General features: G+C 74.4%; 12 protein-coding genes (1 of these 12 only partly in view). 11 read left to right on the top strand and 1 reads right to left on the bottom strand.

Features of this window, described 5'->3' with window-relative positions:
* Window positions 1-28 precede the first annotated feature (28 nt).
* From ACSNN9_RS03170 to ACSNN9_RS03160, 3 genes are read left to right on the top strand one after another with little or no spacing between them, the layout of a single operon-like run.
* Window positions 29-394, top strand: coding sequence for a hypothetical protein (locus ACSNN9_RS03170; RefSeq protein ID WP_436671104.1), 366 nt, complete (start codon window positions 29-31; stop codon window positions 392-394).
* A complete protein-coding gene (locus tag ACSNN9_RS03165; protein ID WP_436671103.1) occupies window positions 391-927 on the top strand; it encodes a 3-hydroxyacyl-ACP dehydratase FabZ family protein in 537 nt (178 codons plus the stop codon). The genes ACSNN9_RS03170 and ACSNN9_RS03165 overlap by 4 nt, the downstream gene beginning before the upstream one ends.
* A complete protein-coding gene (locus ACSNN9_RS03160) occupies window positions 924-1670 on the top strand; it encodes an SDR family oxidoreductase (protein WP_436671101.1) in 747 nt (248 codons plus the stop codon). The genes ACSNN9_RS03165 and ACSNN9_RS03160 overlap by 4 nt, the downstream gene beginning before the upstream one ends.
* On the opposite strand, the gene ACSNN9_RS03155 is transcribed toward ACSNN9_RS03160, so the two are convergent.
* Complete coding sequence (locus ACSNN9_RS03155) at window positions 1642-2475, bottom strand: SDR family NAD(P)-dependent oxidoreductase (protein WP_436671100.1); 834 nt, start codon at window positions 2473-2475, stop codon at window positions 1642-1644. The genes ACSNN9_RS03160 and ACSNN9_RS03155 overlap by 29 nt on opposite strands.
* 179 nt (window positions 2476-2654) lie before the next feature.
* Between ACSNN9_RS03155 and ACSNN9_RS03150 the strand changes: the two genes are divergently transcribed.
* From ACSNN9_RS03150 to ACSNN9_RS03115, 8 genes are all read left to right on the top strand, one after another.
* Window positions 2655-3611 (top strand): beta-ketoacyl-ACP synthase III, encoded by a 957-nt coding sequence (locus tag ACSNN9_RS03150; RefSeq protein WP_358093345.1) that lies wholly within the window; start codon window positions 2655-2657, stop codon window positions 3609-3611.
* Window positions 3612-3634: 23 nt separating this feature from the next.
* Window positions 3635-3874 (top strand): acyl carrier protein, encoded by a 240-nt coding sequence (locus ACSNN9_RS03145; protein ID WP_101410848.1) that lies wholly within the window; start codon window positions 3635-3637, stop codon window positions 3872-3874.
* Window positions 3871-5232: a condensation domain-containing protein gene (locus ACSNN9_RS03140; protein WP_436671099.1), complete on the top strand. Its 1362-nt coding sequence runs from the start codon at window positions 3871-3873 to the stop codon at window positions 5230-5232. The genes ACSNN9_RS03145 and ACSNN9_RS03140 overlap by 4 nt, the downstream gene beginning before the upstream one ends.
* Before the next feature lie 100 nt (window positions 5233-5332).
* The gene (gene sbnA, locus ACSNN9_RS03135) at window positions 5333-6313 is read left to right on the top strand and encodes a 2,3-diaminopropionate biosynthesis protein SbnA (protein ID WP_436671098.1); all 981 of its coding nucleotides are present in this window, start codon (window positions 5333-5335) and stop codon (window positions 6311-6313) included.
* Window positions 6307-7344 (top strand): 2,3-diaminopropionate biosynthesis protein SbnB, encoded by a 1038-nt coding sequence (gene sbnB / locus ACSNN9_RS03130; protein ID WP_436671097.1) that lies wholly within the window; start codon window positions 6307-6309, stop codon window positions 7342-7344. Before sbnA ends, sbnB begins: the two co-directional genes overlap by 7 nt.
* Window positions 7341-7547, top strand: a complete 207-nt coding sequence (locus ACSNN9_RS03125) for an MbtH family protein (RefSeq protein ID WP_121401347.1) — start codon at window positions 7341-7343, stop codon at window positions 7545-7547. The genes sbnB and ACSNN9_RS03125 overlap by 4 nt, the downstream gene beginning before the upstream one ends.
* Before the next feature lie 64 nt (window positions 7548-7611).
* Window positions 7612-12624 (top strand): amino acid adenylation domain-containing protein, encoded by a 5013-nt coding sequence (locus tag ACSNN9_RS03120; protein WP_436671096.1) that lies wholly within the window; start codon window positions 7612-7614, stop codon window positions 12622-12624.
* Window positions 12621-14577, top strand: the 5' end (the start) of a protein-coding gene (locus ACSNN9_RS03115; RefSeq protein ID WP_436671095.1) for a non-ribosomal peptide synthase/polyketide synthase. 21353 nt of this gene lie beyond the right edge of the window; the window shows 1957 of its 23310 coding nt (coding positions 1-1957); the start codon lies at window positions 12621-12623; its stop codon lies beyond the right edge, outside the window. The genes ACSNN9_RS03120 and ACSNN9_RS03115 overlap by 4 nt, the downstream gene beginning before the upstream one ends.

Genomic DNA, 14577 nt, shown 5'->3' with positions numbered 1-14577 from the left:
ATATAGCCGGTGGTCGCACGGTCACCGGGTGAACACCGTGACAACGAGCGACTGCGCGACGGTCGTCCCGGTCGACGTGGAGCGCGTCGCCCCCGACACGTTCGTGGCCCGGATCCGCCCCGACCTCGACGATCCGGTCTTCGCCGGTCACTACCCGGGGTTCCCGCTGCTGCCCGGGGTGCACATCTTCGAGTACGTGCACCGGGCGGTCCGCGGCGTGGCCCCGGAGCTTCAGCTGACCGAGATCGTCAGCTGCCGCTTCCTGCTGCCGGTGCGGGGCGACGACGAACTCGTCGTGACGATCCGCCGCACCGGCGGACTGTGGCGGGGCGAGGTCACGGTCGCGGCCGTCCCGGTCGCCGAGGTGCTGCTGCGCTACGGGAGCGAGGAGTGACGACCATGATGGGGATCGAGGAGATCAGGCGGATCGTCCCGCACCGCCCGCCGATGCTGCTGGTCGACCGGGTCAGCGAGCTGGTGCCCCGGCGGCGGCTGGTGGGTTCGCTCACCGTCACCGGTGACCGGCCGCTGCCGATGTCGCTGCTGCTGGAGTCCTGGGGGCAGGCGGCGCTGGTGCTGATGCGCCACGACCGCCCGATGCCGGACGTGCTCTCCGACGGTGTGCCGGTCGCCGGGCTCTTCGAGCACGTCCGCTTCGGCCGGCCGGTGCTGCCGGGGGAGACGGTGCGGCACCGGGTCACCATGAACCGGCTGGTCGCCGACACCGCCTTCGTCACCGGCGACAGCGTGGTGGGGGACACCGTGGTGCTGCGCGTCGGCCGGCTGGTCGGGGCGATGCGGTCGGTGGACTCGCTGCGGGCGTCCCTGGAGGCGGCGATCCGGGAACACCGGTCGGTGGCCCCGGCTCCGGCGGACGCGGGATCCCCCGCGCAGCCGGTGGCGAGCAGCCCCGGGGCGGCGCGGTGAGCGCCGGTGGGCGGCCGGTCGCCCTGGTCACCGGCGGCTCGCGGGGCATCGGCCGGGCGGTCGTGCACCAGCTCGTCCGCGACGGCTACGACGTGGCCATGTGCTACCAGTCCAGCAAGGACGCCGCCGACGAGGTCGTCGCGGAGGCGGCCCGCGACGGCGGGCGCGTGCTGGCGATGATGGTCGACGTCGCCGACGCCGGGGCGGTGCGCGACTTCGTGTCGGCCACCGAGCGGGAGCTGGGCGACCCCGACGCGGTCGTCAGCGTCGCCGGCATCATCCGGGACAAGCCGCTGGCCCTGATGGCCGACGCCGACTGGCGCGCGGTCATGGACGTGAACCTGGACGGCACCTACCACCTCTGCCGCGCCGTGGTCCGCCGGATGATGCGCCGCCGCGCCGGGTCGATCGTCACGGTCTCCTCGGTGTCCGGGGTGGCCGGCAACCCGATGCAGACCAACTACTCCGCCTCCAAGGCCGGGGTCATCGGCTTCACGAAGGCGCTGGCCAAGGAGGTCGGCCGGTACAACATCCGGGCGAACGTGGTCGCGCCCGGCTACATCGACACCGACATGATCGCCGCGCTCTCCGGCGAGCTGGGCGCCATCGCCCGCGACCGGGTGGCCCTGGGCCGGCTCGGGCGCAGCGAGGAGATCGCCGAGGTGGTCTCGTTCCTGCTCTCCTCCCGCGCGTCGTACCTGACCGGCCAGGTGATCACCGTGGACGGCGGCCTCGCGATGTGACCGGCCGCCGGCAGCCGGCGACGACCCTGGGATACCAGGGGCCGAGCAGCCGGGTCAGGAGATCGGTGCGGTAGGCGTCCGCCCCGATCAGGATCCTGGCCCGGTTGTGGGCCACGCCGCGCAGGATCGCCCGGGCGGCGTACTCCGCCGTGACGGCCACCGAACGCTCGAAGTGCTCCCGGACCGCCTGGTAGTCGCGCAAGCCGTCGTTGCGGGCGTTGCGCATGATGTTCGTCCTGATCCGGCCGGGGTGCACGCAGCTCACCCCGACCGGCACCCCGTCGGCCCGCAGCTCCTGCGCCACCGCCTCCGTGAAGCCCCGGACGGCGAACTTGGCGGCGTTGTACCCGCTCTGCATCGGCGCGCCGGCCAGCCCCAGCACGCTGGAGACGTTGACCAGGTGGCCGTGCGACGCCGTCAGCAACGGCAGGAACGCCCGGGTGCCGTGCACGACACCCCAGAAGTCGACGTTCATCACCCATTCGAGGTCTTCCCAGGCCCCATCCGCGACCGAGGCGAGCAGGGTCACCCCGGCGTTGTTGACGACCAGGTCGGCGCGGCCGAAGTCGGCGTCGACCCGCTCGGCGTGCGCCAGCACCGCGGCCCGGTCCGTCACGTCCAACCGGTACCCGCGCACCTGGCCGTCGAGGCCCGCGCAGCACCGTACGGTCTCCCGCAGCCCCTCGTCGTCCACGTCGGAGACGGCGAGCCGGGCGCCGCGGGCGGCCAGCTCGACGGCGAGCGCGCGGCCGATGCCGGAGCCGGCGCCGGTGACCACCGCCACCCTGTCAGTGAAGTCTCTCATCCTGGACCTTTTCGCTCGGCCTTCGGGCCTCGGCGGTCCGCGCCCGACGCAGACTTCCGCCGCCGGCTATGGCATTCCTATGCCGCGTCGATATGTAGAGAAGCTATGAGGCGGCTGCCCGAGCCTTTCTCCCGGCAGTCGTCGACACGGCTGCCGGCCGGGTTGACGAAGGGAGAACGATGTCGGACATCTTCGGTTCGGCGATCACCGGGCTCGGCGCCTATCGGCCCACCCGCGTGGTCACCAACCCGGACATCGCACTGCGAACGGACGTGACCCCGGAGTGGATCGAGGAACGCACCGGGATCAGGACCCGACACGCGGCCGGCCCGGGGGAGACCGTGCCGGTGATGTCGGCCGAGGCCGGCGCGAAGGCGCTGGCGATGGCGAACGTCGACCCCTCCGAGGTCGACCTGCTCATCCTGGCGACCGCCACCAAGCGGGACCGGATCCCGGGTGGGGCGCCGGAGGTCGCGCACCGCATCGGCATCCCGGCCACCGGCGCGTTCGACCTGAACGCCGCCTGCGCGGGCTTCGCCTACTCGGTGTCGGTCGCGTCCAACGCGGTCCGGCTCGGCGAGGCGCGCAACGTGCTGGTCGTCGGCGCCGAGCACCTCACCGAGTTCATCGATCCCGAGGACCCGGCGACCTACGTCATCTTCGGCGACGGCGCGGGGGCCGCGGTGATCTCCCGCTCCGAGAGCCAGGACATCGGGCCGGTGGTGTGGGGCAGCGACGGCCGGCGGGCCCCGATCCTCGGCACGAAGTGGGCCGGGGACGGCAAGGAGTACGCCTCGATGAACGGGCCACTGGTCTACCGGTGGTCCACCAAGAACATCCCCCCGGTCGCGCGGGAGGCCTGCGCCCGCGCCGGGATCGACCTGTCGGAGATCGACTGGTTCGTGCCGCACCAGGCGAACCTGCGGATCATCGAGCAGCTCGCCGAGATCCTGGAGATCCCGGAGGAGAAGGTCGCCCGGGACGTGGTCGACACGGGGAACACCTCGGCGGCCTCGGTGCCGCTGGCCCTGAGCCGGCTGCACGAGAGCGGCCGGACCAAGCCCGGCGACAAGGCGCTGCTGCTCGGCTTCGGCGCCGGCCTCGCGTACGCCGGCCAGATCGTCCGGATGCCCTGAACACCCCTCGAAAGGACACTGACATGACCGTTGACCAGGTGGCCGCCGACGTCGAGCAGCTGACCCGCAAGCTGATGACCGAGGAGCCGGACCGGCCGATCTCCGCCGACGACACCTTCGTGGACCTGGGCCTCGACTCGCTCAAGCTGGTCGACCTGCTCGGCGCCGCGGAGGTCCACTTCGACATCGAGGTGCCGGACGAGGAGGTCGGCAACTTCGTCCGCGTCCGGGACCTGACCGACTTCGTGCTCGGCGCCAAGTGAACGCCGGCGACGGGGACACCCGGGAGCTGTCCGTCGGTCAGGCCGCGCAGTGGGCGCTGTACCGACTCGCGCCCGAGAGCTCGACCAGCAACGTGGTGACGGCCGTGCTCGCCGAGCCGGTCCTCGACCCCGACGTGCTGCGGGCCGCCCTCGTCGCCGTCCAGGCTCGGCACGACCTGCTCCGGTCCCGGTTCGCCGAGACCGGTGCGGGGCCGGTGCGGCTGGTCGACCCCGTCGGCTCGGGCGCGGTCGAGGTCCGCGATGTCGGCGACGTGGACGACGCGGCCCTGCGTACGCTGATCCACGCCGTCGGCGAGCAGCCGCTCCGGCTCGAACACGACGGTCCCCTGCGGGTGGTGCTGCTGCGGCGGCACACGGACTGCGCGCTGGTGCTGGTCATCCACCACATCGCCACCGACGGGCTCTCCCAGTGGCTGATCTGGCGGGACCTCGGCGACGCGTACCGGGTGCTGCGGGGCGGGGGCACGGTGCGGTGGCCCACGCACCCCAGCTACGACGAGTTCGTCGCGCGGGAGCAGGCCATGCTGGCCGGCCCCCGGCGGACCGAACTGGCCGAGCACTGGGCCCGCACCTGCGCCGGGGCCACCGCCGCCACCCTGCCCACCGACCGGCCCCGTCCCGCCACCCGGTCCTACCGGGGCGCGGCCGTCGCCCGGACGCTGCCGGACGAGGCCGCCCGGCAGGTGCGCGCCACGGCCGCCGCCCTGACGGTCACCCCGTTCACCGTCCTGCTCGGCGTCTTCGAGGCGCTGCTGCACCGGTGCACCGGGCAGCGCGAGTTCACCATCGGCTGCCCGGTGTCGGTGCGGCGCGGGCGGGCGCTGCGGGAGGTGGTCGGGATGCTGGTGAACCCGGTCGTGCTGCGCTCGTCGTTCACCCCGGGCACCACCTTCGCGACGGCGATCGCCGCCGCGGGACGCCAGCTGTCGGACGGGGTGGCGCGTGCCGCCTACCCGTTCCCCCTGGTCCAGGCGGCCCGCCGGGACCGGGACCCGCTGGTGCGGGTCACCATCACGCTGCTCGCCCGGCAGCACGGCGACACCCTGTCCGACACCAGCAACGGATTCGTCGGGCACCGGATCCGCCAGGTGGTGGTGCCCTACGACGAGGGCCAGTTCGACCTCGCCGTCACGGTCCACCAGCTACCCGACCTGGCCCTGCGCACCGAGTTCAACTACGACACGGACCTGCTCGACCGCGCCACCGTCGAGCGGCTCTTCGACCAGTACCTGGCCCTGCTCGGCGCGGCCTGCGCCAACCCGGCCGCGACGGTGGCCGACGCCTGCCTGGCGGGCGACGTCGACCAGCGGATGCTGCTCGAACTCGGCATGAGCTGAGCACCTCGGCGACCCGGCGCCCGTCGTCGACGGGTCGCCGCGCACAGCGCCCGCACGGCGGATGCGGGCGACCTTCCGTCAGCCCGGAGAGGGGGTTGAAATGGATCAGGGAATTCTCTCCACGGTCGGCAACACGCCCCTGGTGCGCCTGGACCGGTTGTTTCCCGAGTTTCCCGCCCGGGCGTACGCGAAACTCGAACAGTTCAATCCGGGTGGGAGCATCAAGGACCGGGCGGCGCTGAACATGCTGCGCGGCAAGATCGAGTCCGGTGAACTGGTGCCGGGACGGTCCGTGGTGGTGGAGTCCAGCTCCGGCAACCTCGCCATCGGCCTGGCCCAGATCTGCGCGTACTTCGGGATCCGGTTCATCTGCGTGGTGGACCCGAAGACCACCCGGCAGAACCTGGCGGTGCTGGCCGCGTACCAGGCCGAGATCGACATGATCGAGCACCCCGACCCGGTGACCGGCGAGTACCTCGCGGTGCGGCGGCGCCGGGTGCGCGAGCTGGTGGAGTCCGTGCCCGGCGCCTACCGCCCGGACCAGTACACCAACCCGCTCAACGCCCGGGCCCAGCGGCAGACCATGGCCGAGATCATGACCGAGCTGGACGGCCGGGTCGACTACCTGTTCTGCTCCACCGGCACCTGCGGCACCCTGGTCGGCTGCGCCGACTACCTGCGCGAGAACGGCCACCCCACCCGGATCGTCGCGGTCGACGCCGTCGGCAGCGCGATCTTCGGTCACCCGCCCGCGCCCCGGCTGATTCCCGGGCACGGCGCCTCGGTGGTGCCCCCGCTGGCGGCCGACGCCAGGCCGGACGAGGTGCTGCACGTCTCCGACCTCGACTGCGTGGTCGGCTGCCGGTTGCTGGCCGTCCGGGAGGCCATCCTCGCCGGCGGGTCGTCCGGGGCGACGGTGGCCGCGCTGCGGCGCCGGATGGCGGACCTGCCCGCCGGGAGCACCAGCGTCCTGATCTTCCCGGACAACGGCGACCGCTACCTCGACACCATCTACTCCGATCGCTGGGTGACCGAACAGTTCGGCGAGGTCAGCCACCTGTGGAAGGGCGACAAATGCTGATCATCGGCCACGCCGTGGTCCGGGACGTGCTCGACGGCGACGAGGCACGGGTCATCGACCTCGTCCGGCAGGCGTACCTGCTGCACGAGCAGGGCCGCACGAGCGTGCCGCACTCGGTCTTCCTGCGCTTCCCCGAGAACGCCCGCAACCGGATCATCGGGCTGCCCGCGTACCTGGGCACCGACCCGCCGGCCGCCGGCATGAAGTGGATCGCCTCGTTCCCGGCGAACATCGAGCGGGGCCTGGACCGGGCCAGCGCGGCCATCGTGCTCAACTCGCTGGAGACCGGCCAGCCCGAGGCGGTCATCGAGGGCTCGGTCGTCTCCGCGCGACGGACCGCGGCCGGCGCGGCCCTCGCCGCGCAGCTGCTGACCGCCGACCGCCACCCGGACGGCCTGGCGCTGATCGGCTGCGGGCTGATCAACCAGCAGGTGCTGCGCTTTCTGGCCGTGGCCCTGGCGCCGCCGGCCTCGCTCGTGCTGCACGACTCGGACCCGGGCCGGGCCGAGGCGTTCGCCACCAGGGCGGCGGCCCTGCTGCCGGGCACGACGATCAGCGTGGTGGCGGACGCCGAGCAGGCGCTGGCCGCCCACCGGCTGGTCTCGATCGCCACCACCGCCAGCGAACCGCACCTGGAGCTCACCGCCTGCCAGCCGGAGAGCGTGGTGCTGCACCTGTCGCTGCGCGACCTGCACCCCCGGACGGTGCTGGCGGCCCGCAACGTCGTCGACGACCCCGACCACGTGTGCCGCGAGCGCACCTCGCTGCACCTCGCCGAGCAGCTCACCGGCGGCCGGGACTTCATCCACACCACCATCGGCCGGCTGGCCGGCGGTGCGGCGCTGCCCCCGGTCGACGTCCCCGCACCGGTGGTGGTCTCCCCGTTCGGCCTGGGCGTGCTGGACATCGCGCTGGCCGAGCACGTCCGCCGCACGGCGGCCGAGCGGGGTCTCGGCGTGCGGATCGACGACTTCACACCCGTACCGGCCGCCGCCGTGGCGACCGCGGAACCCACGAGGGAGAGAACATGAGCGACGACGACCGCAGCTACCTGGTGGTGCTCAACGACGAGGAGCAGTACTCGATCTGGTGGAGCGACCGGGCGCTGCCGGCCGGCTGGCGGGCCGAGGGCACCGAGGGCACCCGGGACGAGTGCCTCAGCCGGATCAACGAGCTCTGGACCGACATGCGGCCGAAGAGCCTGCGCCTGCGGATGGACGGCGCGTCCGTCTGACGGGCCCCCGGCAGGCGTGACCCCGGCCGTCCGCGATCGACCCCCACCCCGGAGGAGCACCCCGATGAGCACCCCTCTGTCCACCCTGCCGGCCGCCGGAGCGGGCACGGCCGGTCCCGTCGTCCTGCCGGACCTGATCGCCCGTCAGGCCGCGGCGACGCCCGACGCGACCGCGGTGCTCGCCGGGGACGTACGGGTCGGCTACGCCGAACTCGACCGGCGCGCCAACCAGCTCGCCCGGCACCTGGTGGGTCTGGGCGTCGGTCCGGAGTCGACGGTCGGCGTGCACCTGCGCCGGGGGGTCGACCTCGTGGTCGCCCTGCTCGGGGTGTGGCGGGCCGGCGGCGCCTACCTGCCGCTGGACCCGGCGCACCCGGTGGACCGGCGACGGTGGATCGTCGCCGACACCGGGGTGGACGTCGTGCTCACCCAGGCCGACCTGCGCGACGACGCCCTGGCCGGGCCGTCGCACGTGGTCTGCCTGGACGCCGACCGGTCCCGGATCGAGGCCGGACCGGACACCGCGCCGCCGGTCCGGATCGATCCCGACAACGCCGCGTACGTCATCTACACCTCCGGCTCGACCGGCCGGCCCAAGGGCGTGGTGGTCACCCACGGGGCCATCGGCAACCGGGTGGCCTGGACGGTCCGGCAGCACGGCCTGTCGCCGGCGGACCGGGTGTTGCAGAAGACCGCGGTGAGCTTCGACGCGGCCGGCTGGGAGTTCTTCGCCCCGCTGATCTGCGGGGCGACGGTGGCGCTCGCGCCGGACGGCGCCGAACGCGATCCGGCCGCCCTGGTGGCGGCGGTCATCCGGTCCGGGGCGACCGTGCTCCAGGGCGTCCCGTCGGTGCTGCACCTGGTGACGGAGGAGCCGGACTGGCCGAGGTGCACCTCGCTGCGGCTGGTCTTCTCCGCCGGCGAGCCGCTGCACGCCGAGCTGTGCCAGCGGCTGGCGGCGGTGCCGGGGGTGCGGGTGTGGAACACCTACGGCCCCACCGAGTGCGCCATCGACGTCACCGCCCAGCAGGTCGACCTCGCCCAGCGCACCGGTCCGGTGCCGATCGGCCGGCCGCTGGACAACCTCCGGCTCCAGGTGCTGGACGCGAACCGGCGGCCGGTGCCGATCGGCGTGGTCGGCGACCTCTACGTCGGCGGGGCCGGGCTCGGCCGCGGCTACCTCAACCGGCCCGACCTGACCGCCGAGCGGTTCGTGCCGGACGAGTACGGGCCACCCGGCGCGCGGCTCTACCGCACCGGCGACCAGGTCCGGTGGCGCTCGGACCGGAGCCTGGAGTTCGTCGGCCGCGCCGACGACCAGCTCAAGATCAACGGAGTACGGATCGAGCCGGGCGAGGTGGAGGCCGCGCTGGCCGCCCACCCGGACGTCCGGCGGGCGGTGGTCGTCGGCTTCGCCGAGCCCGGCGGCAGCCCCCGGCTGGCCGCGTACGTCGCCAGCCGGCGCCCCCTGACCGCCGCGCAGCTGCGGTCCTTCCTGACCGACCGGCTGCCCGACGCCCTGGTGCCGGCCGTGTTCGTGCCGGTGGCGGAGTTCCCGCTCACCACCGGCGGCAAGGTGGACCGGGCGGCGCTGCCGCCGGTCGGGACCGCCGACCGCACGGCCTACCTGGCCCCGCGCACCGACGCCGAGCGCCTGGTCGCCCGGCTCTGGCAGGACCTGCTCGACGTCGACCGGGTCGGGGTGCACGACGACCTCTTCCAGCTCGGCGGCTCGTCGCTGGTGACCGTCCGCCTCGCCAGCCGCCTCGCCGCCGAGTCGGGCGTGCGCGTCGAGCTGAGGGAGCTGCTCGCCGCGAGCACGGTCGAGGCGCAGGCCGCCCTGCTGGGCGGCGGCGCCCCCGCGACGTCGGCGGTGCTCCCGGTGCCCCGGACCGGCCCGCTGCCGCTCTCCCCGGCGCAGCGGCGGTTGTGGCTGCTGGACCAGCTCCAGCCGGGCAGCCCCGAGTGGGTGGTGCCGCTCTACCTGCGCCTGCCCGGCTCGCTGACGCCCGACACCGTACGGGCGGCGCTGACCGCCCTCGAGGCCCGGCACGAGGCGCTGCGCACCCGCTACCTGACCCGCGACGGCGAGCCGCGGCAGCGGATCGACCCGCCCGGTCCCGTCGACCTCACGGTCCGCGACGCGGCCGAGGCCCCGCTCGTCGACCTCGTCGACGCGCAGCTCGGCCAGGGCTTCGACCTGCGCACCGGGCCGCTGTGGCGGGCCACCCTGGTCACCTCGGCCGGGGCGGACCACCTGCTGCTGGTGGCGCTGCACCACATCGCCTCCGACGCGACCACCGCCGGCATCCTGGAGCGTGACCTGCGGGAACTCTGCGCGGCGAGCGCCGCCGGCCGGGAGCCCGACCTGCCGGAGCTGACGGTGCACTACGCCGACTACGCGGCCTGGCAGCGCCAGTACCTCACCGACGACCGGGTCGAGCGGGAGCTCGGCTTCTGGCGCGAGCACCTGGCCGGGGTGCCCGAGCTGGCCCTCCCGCTGGACCGGCCCCGGCCGGCCGAGCGCGACCCGCGCGGGGCGCACGTCGAGTTCGAGGTGCCGACCGGGCTGGCGCGGGAGCTGACCGCGCTGGGCCGGCGCTGCTCGGCGACCCCGTTCATGACCATGCTGGCGGGCTTCGCCACGCTGCTGGCCCGCTACAGCGGGCAGTGGGACGTCGCCGTCGGCGCACCCACCTCCGGTCGACGGCCCCCCGAGGCGGAGCAGATCGCCGGGGTCTTCCTCAACCCCGTGGTGGTGCGCTGCACCCTGGACCCGGCCGCGTCGTTCGAGGCGGCCCTGCGGGCGGTCCGGTCCCGGACCCTGGACGCCCTCGCCCACCAGGACCTGCCCTTCGAGCGGGTGGTCGACGACCTCGTCGACGTCCGCGACCTCTCCCGCACCCCGCTCTACCAGGTGATGCTCAACGCCCAGGAGGGCGGCGTCACCGGCCAGTCGACCGACGACGAAGCCCTGCTGGACGCCCTGCGCCGGGCGGCCCGGGTCGCCAAGACCGACCTCACCATGCACGTCTGGCCCCGCCCGGACGGCACCCTGGCCGGCAGCCTGGAGTACGCCACCGCCCTGTTCGACGAGCCGACCGTCCGGCGGATGGCCGACCACTTCGTCCGGCTGCTCGCCGCGGCGGCGGCCGAGCCGCGGACCCCGCTCCACGACCTCGACCTGCTCGCGCCGGGCGAGCGCCACCAGCTCCTGCACGAGGTGCACGGGCCCACCGTGCCCCGCTCCGCCGCGACCGTCTGCGACCTCTTCGAGGCCCAGCGACGCCGGACGCCGGACGCGGTGGCGCTGCGACACGGCGACCTCACCACCACCTACGCGGCGTTGGACGACCGGGCCAACCAGTTCGCCCACCACCTGCGGCGCTCCGGTGTCGGCCGGGGCGCGGTGGTGGCCGTGCTGCTGGACCGGGGCGTCGACCTGGTCGCGGCGATCCTCGGCACCTGGAAGGCGGGGGCGGCCGTGCTGCCGCTCGACCCGTCGTACCCCGCCGAGCGGATCGGGCACATGCTCGCCACCGCCGGCGTGGAGCTGGGCGTCACCCAGGCCGCGTACGCCCCCAGGTTCACCGTGCCGACGCTGCACGTGGACACCCACCGGCTGATGCTCTGCGCCGGCCCCACCAGCCGGCCGGAGCGGGACACCGACCCGCTCGAGACGGCCTACGTGCTGTTCACCTCCGGCTCGACCGGCCGCCCCAAGGGCGTGCTCCTGCCGCACCGGGCGGTGTCCAACTTCCTCGCCTGCGCCGTCGAGACCGAGGCCCGGGGCGACCGGGGGACGCGCGCGGGGCGGGGCGACGGCGCGCCGCTGTTCACCACCATCGCCTTCGACCTGTCCATCCCCAACCTGTTCAGCCCACTGGTCTCGGGTCAGGCGGTGACCCTGCTGCCCGCCGCCCTCGACGTCGCCGAGCTGGGCGGCCTGCTCGTCAAGGCCGGCCCGTTCGACCGGTTCATCATGACCCCGCCGCATTTGGAGCTGCTCACCGAGCAGCTCAACGACGAGCAGGCGGGACAGCTCTCCGGTCTGATCTGGACGGCCGGGGCGGCGCTGCGCAAGGAGACCGCCAACCGGTGGCTGGACCGGCTCGGGCCGGGCGGGCTCACCAACAGCTACGGGCCGACCGAGACCACGGTCGTCATGACGGCCCACCCGGTACGGACGCCGCAGACGACCGACATCGTGCCGATCGGTCGGGCGATGGCGAACACCACCGTCCGGGTGCTCGACGACGCGCTGCGGCTGCTGCCGGTCGGGGTGGTCGGTGAGCTGCACATCGGCGGGGTGTGCCTGGCCACCGGCTACGCCGGCCGGCCGGACCTCACCGCGGAGAAGTTCGTGCCCGACCCGTACGGGCCGCCGGGCAGCCGGCTGTACCGCAGCGGGGACCTGGTGCGGATGCGCCCGGACGGGGTGATGGACTTCGTCGGCCGCGTCGACGACCAGGTCAAGGTGCGCGGCTACCGCATCGAACTCGGCGAGATCCGCGCCGTCGTCGAGGAACACCCCGGGGTGACCCAGTGCGCGGTCATCGTCCACGAGGACCGGCTGGTCGCCTTCCACCGGGGCGAGGCGCCCGACCTCGCCGCGCACTGCGCCCGGCTGCTGCCCGACTACATGACACCGAGCCTGCTCGTGCCGGTGGCCGAGATCCCGCTCAACGCCAACGGCAAGGTGGACCGCGCCGCCCTGCTCGGCCTGCTCTCCCGGGCCGTGTCGACCGGCGCCGCCGGCGACGGGGACGCCCTCGTCGCGCCGCGCACGGTCGTCGAGGAGCGCCTCTGCGCGATCTGGAGCGACCTGCTGGGCGTGCCCGTCGGCGTGCGGCACAACTTCTTCGCCATGGGCGGGCACTCCGTGCTGGCGGGCCGGCTGGTCGCCGGCCTCCAGGAGGAGTTCGACCTCGACGTGTCGCTCCGGCTCGTCTTCGAGCACCCGACCGTCGAGGCGATGGCGGGCGCGGTGGAGGACCTCATCCGGGCCGAGGTGGACGCGCTTTCCGACGCCGACCTGACCGAAGACCTGCGGCAGACCAAGGAGCACCAGGCATGACCTCGACCGCGAACCAGCCCAACCTGCGCGAGTCGCTCGTCCAACGCCGGCTGGCGGGCAGGGCCGCCGGCCGGCGCGCCGGCATCCCGACCGTCGACCGCTCGGGCGACCTGCCGCTCTCCTTCGGCCAGCAGCAGATGTGGTTCCTCAACCGGATGGACACCAGCAGCCCGGAGTATCTGGTCTCCTCGGCGCTGCGGCTGCGCGGCCCGCTGGACCGGGCCGCGCTGACCCGGGCGTGGGACGCCCTGATCGCCCGGCACGAGATCCTGCGCACCCGGTACGCGATGGCCGGCCTGACGCCGGTGCAGGTCGTCGACGAGCCCCGCCCACAGGACCTGCCGCTGGTCGACCTCTCCGGGGTGCCCGAGGCCGAGCGGGAGGACCGGGCCGCCGAGCTGGCGACCGGGCTGGCCGCCACCGGCTTCGACCTGGCGACCGAGTGGCCGGTGCGGGCGACGTTGCTGCGGCTCGGCCCCGCCGAGCACCTGCTGGTGCTGGTGATCCACCACATCGCCTGCGACGCGCCCTCCACGGCGGTGCTCCTCGGCGACCTGGCCCAGCTGTACGGCGCGTTCGTCCGGGGCGAGCGGTCGCCGCTGACGCCGCCGGCCGTGCAGTTCGCCGACTTCGCGGCGTGGCAGCGCGACCGGCTGCGCGGCGAGCCGCTCCAGCGGCACCTGGAGCACTGGCGCGACCGGCTCGCCGGCATCACCCCGCTGGAGCTGCCCGCCGACCGGCCCCGGCCCCGCGTGCGGGACTGGCGGGGCGCGTCCGTCCCGTTCGCGCTCTCCGCCGACCTCTCCGCCGCGCTGCGGGAGGTCGCCCGGGGCGCGGAGACCACCCTCTTCGTCACCCTGCTGACCGCCTTCCAGGCGCTGCTGTCGCGCCACACCGGCCGGACCGACATCCCGGTGGGCAGCGTGACGTCCGTGCGCGACCGCGCCGAGCTGCGCGACCTCGTCGGGTACGGCATCGACAACCTGGTCCTGCGGGGCAGCTGGACGGGCGACCCCACCTTCGCCGACCTGCTGCGCCGCACCCGCGCCACCGTGCGGGACGCCTTCGCCCACGCCGACGTGCCGTTCGCGCTGCTGGTCGACGAGTGCGAACCGGAGCGGGACCTGTCCCGCACGCCGCTCTACCAGGTCGCCTTCACCCTGGGCGACGACGCTCCCGGCGGCGCCTGGCCGGCCGGCCTCGCCGCCGAGACGCTCTGGCTGCCCACCCGGGTCGCCAAGGTCGACCTGCAACTGCACGTCGTCGAGGGCGCCGACGGCCGGCTGCGCGGGCACCTGGAGTACGCGACCGCGCTGTTCGACCGGGCCACGGTGCGGCGGATGGCCGACCACCTCGGCCGGCTGCTGGAGCACGTCGGCGCCGACCCGGACGCCCGGATCTCCGAGCTGCGCATCCTCGACGACGCCGAGCTGGCGGCGGCGACCCCCGCCCCGGCCCGGCCCGCCGCCGCGGTGACCGGCACGGTGCACGGCGTCTTCGCCGCCACCGCCGCCGCGCACCGTGACGCCACCGCCGTCGTGGACGGCGCGCGGCGCTGGACGTACGCCGAACTGGACGCCACCGCGAACCGGTTGGCGCACCACCTGCGGGCCCTCGGCGCCGGCCCGGAGCGGCTGGTCGCGGTCTGCCTGGACCGTCGCGCGGAGCTGGTCTCCACCCTGCTGGGCGTGCTGAAGTCCGGGTCGGCGTACCTGCCGGTGGAGCCCGGCGTCCCCGCCGACCGACTCGAATTCATGCTGGCCGACGCGGGCGCGCGGATCGTGGTGACCACCGAGGCCCACCGGGCGCGGTTCGCCGACTTCGACGGCGCCGTGGTGGTGCTGGACGACCCCGACCACGCCGCGGAGATCGCCGGGCGCCCCGGCACCGATCCGGGTGTCGTCGTCGACCCCGGGAACCTCATCTACGTCATCTACACCTCCGGGTCGACCG

This window comes from Micromonospora sp. URMC 107, from assembly GCF_051386315.1.
Lineage (GTDB): Bacteria > Actinomycetota > Actinomycetes > Mycobacteriales > Micromonosporaceae > Micromonospora.
This window is presented reverse-complemented; position numbering and strand designations above follow the sequence as displayed.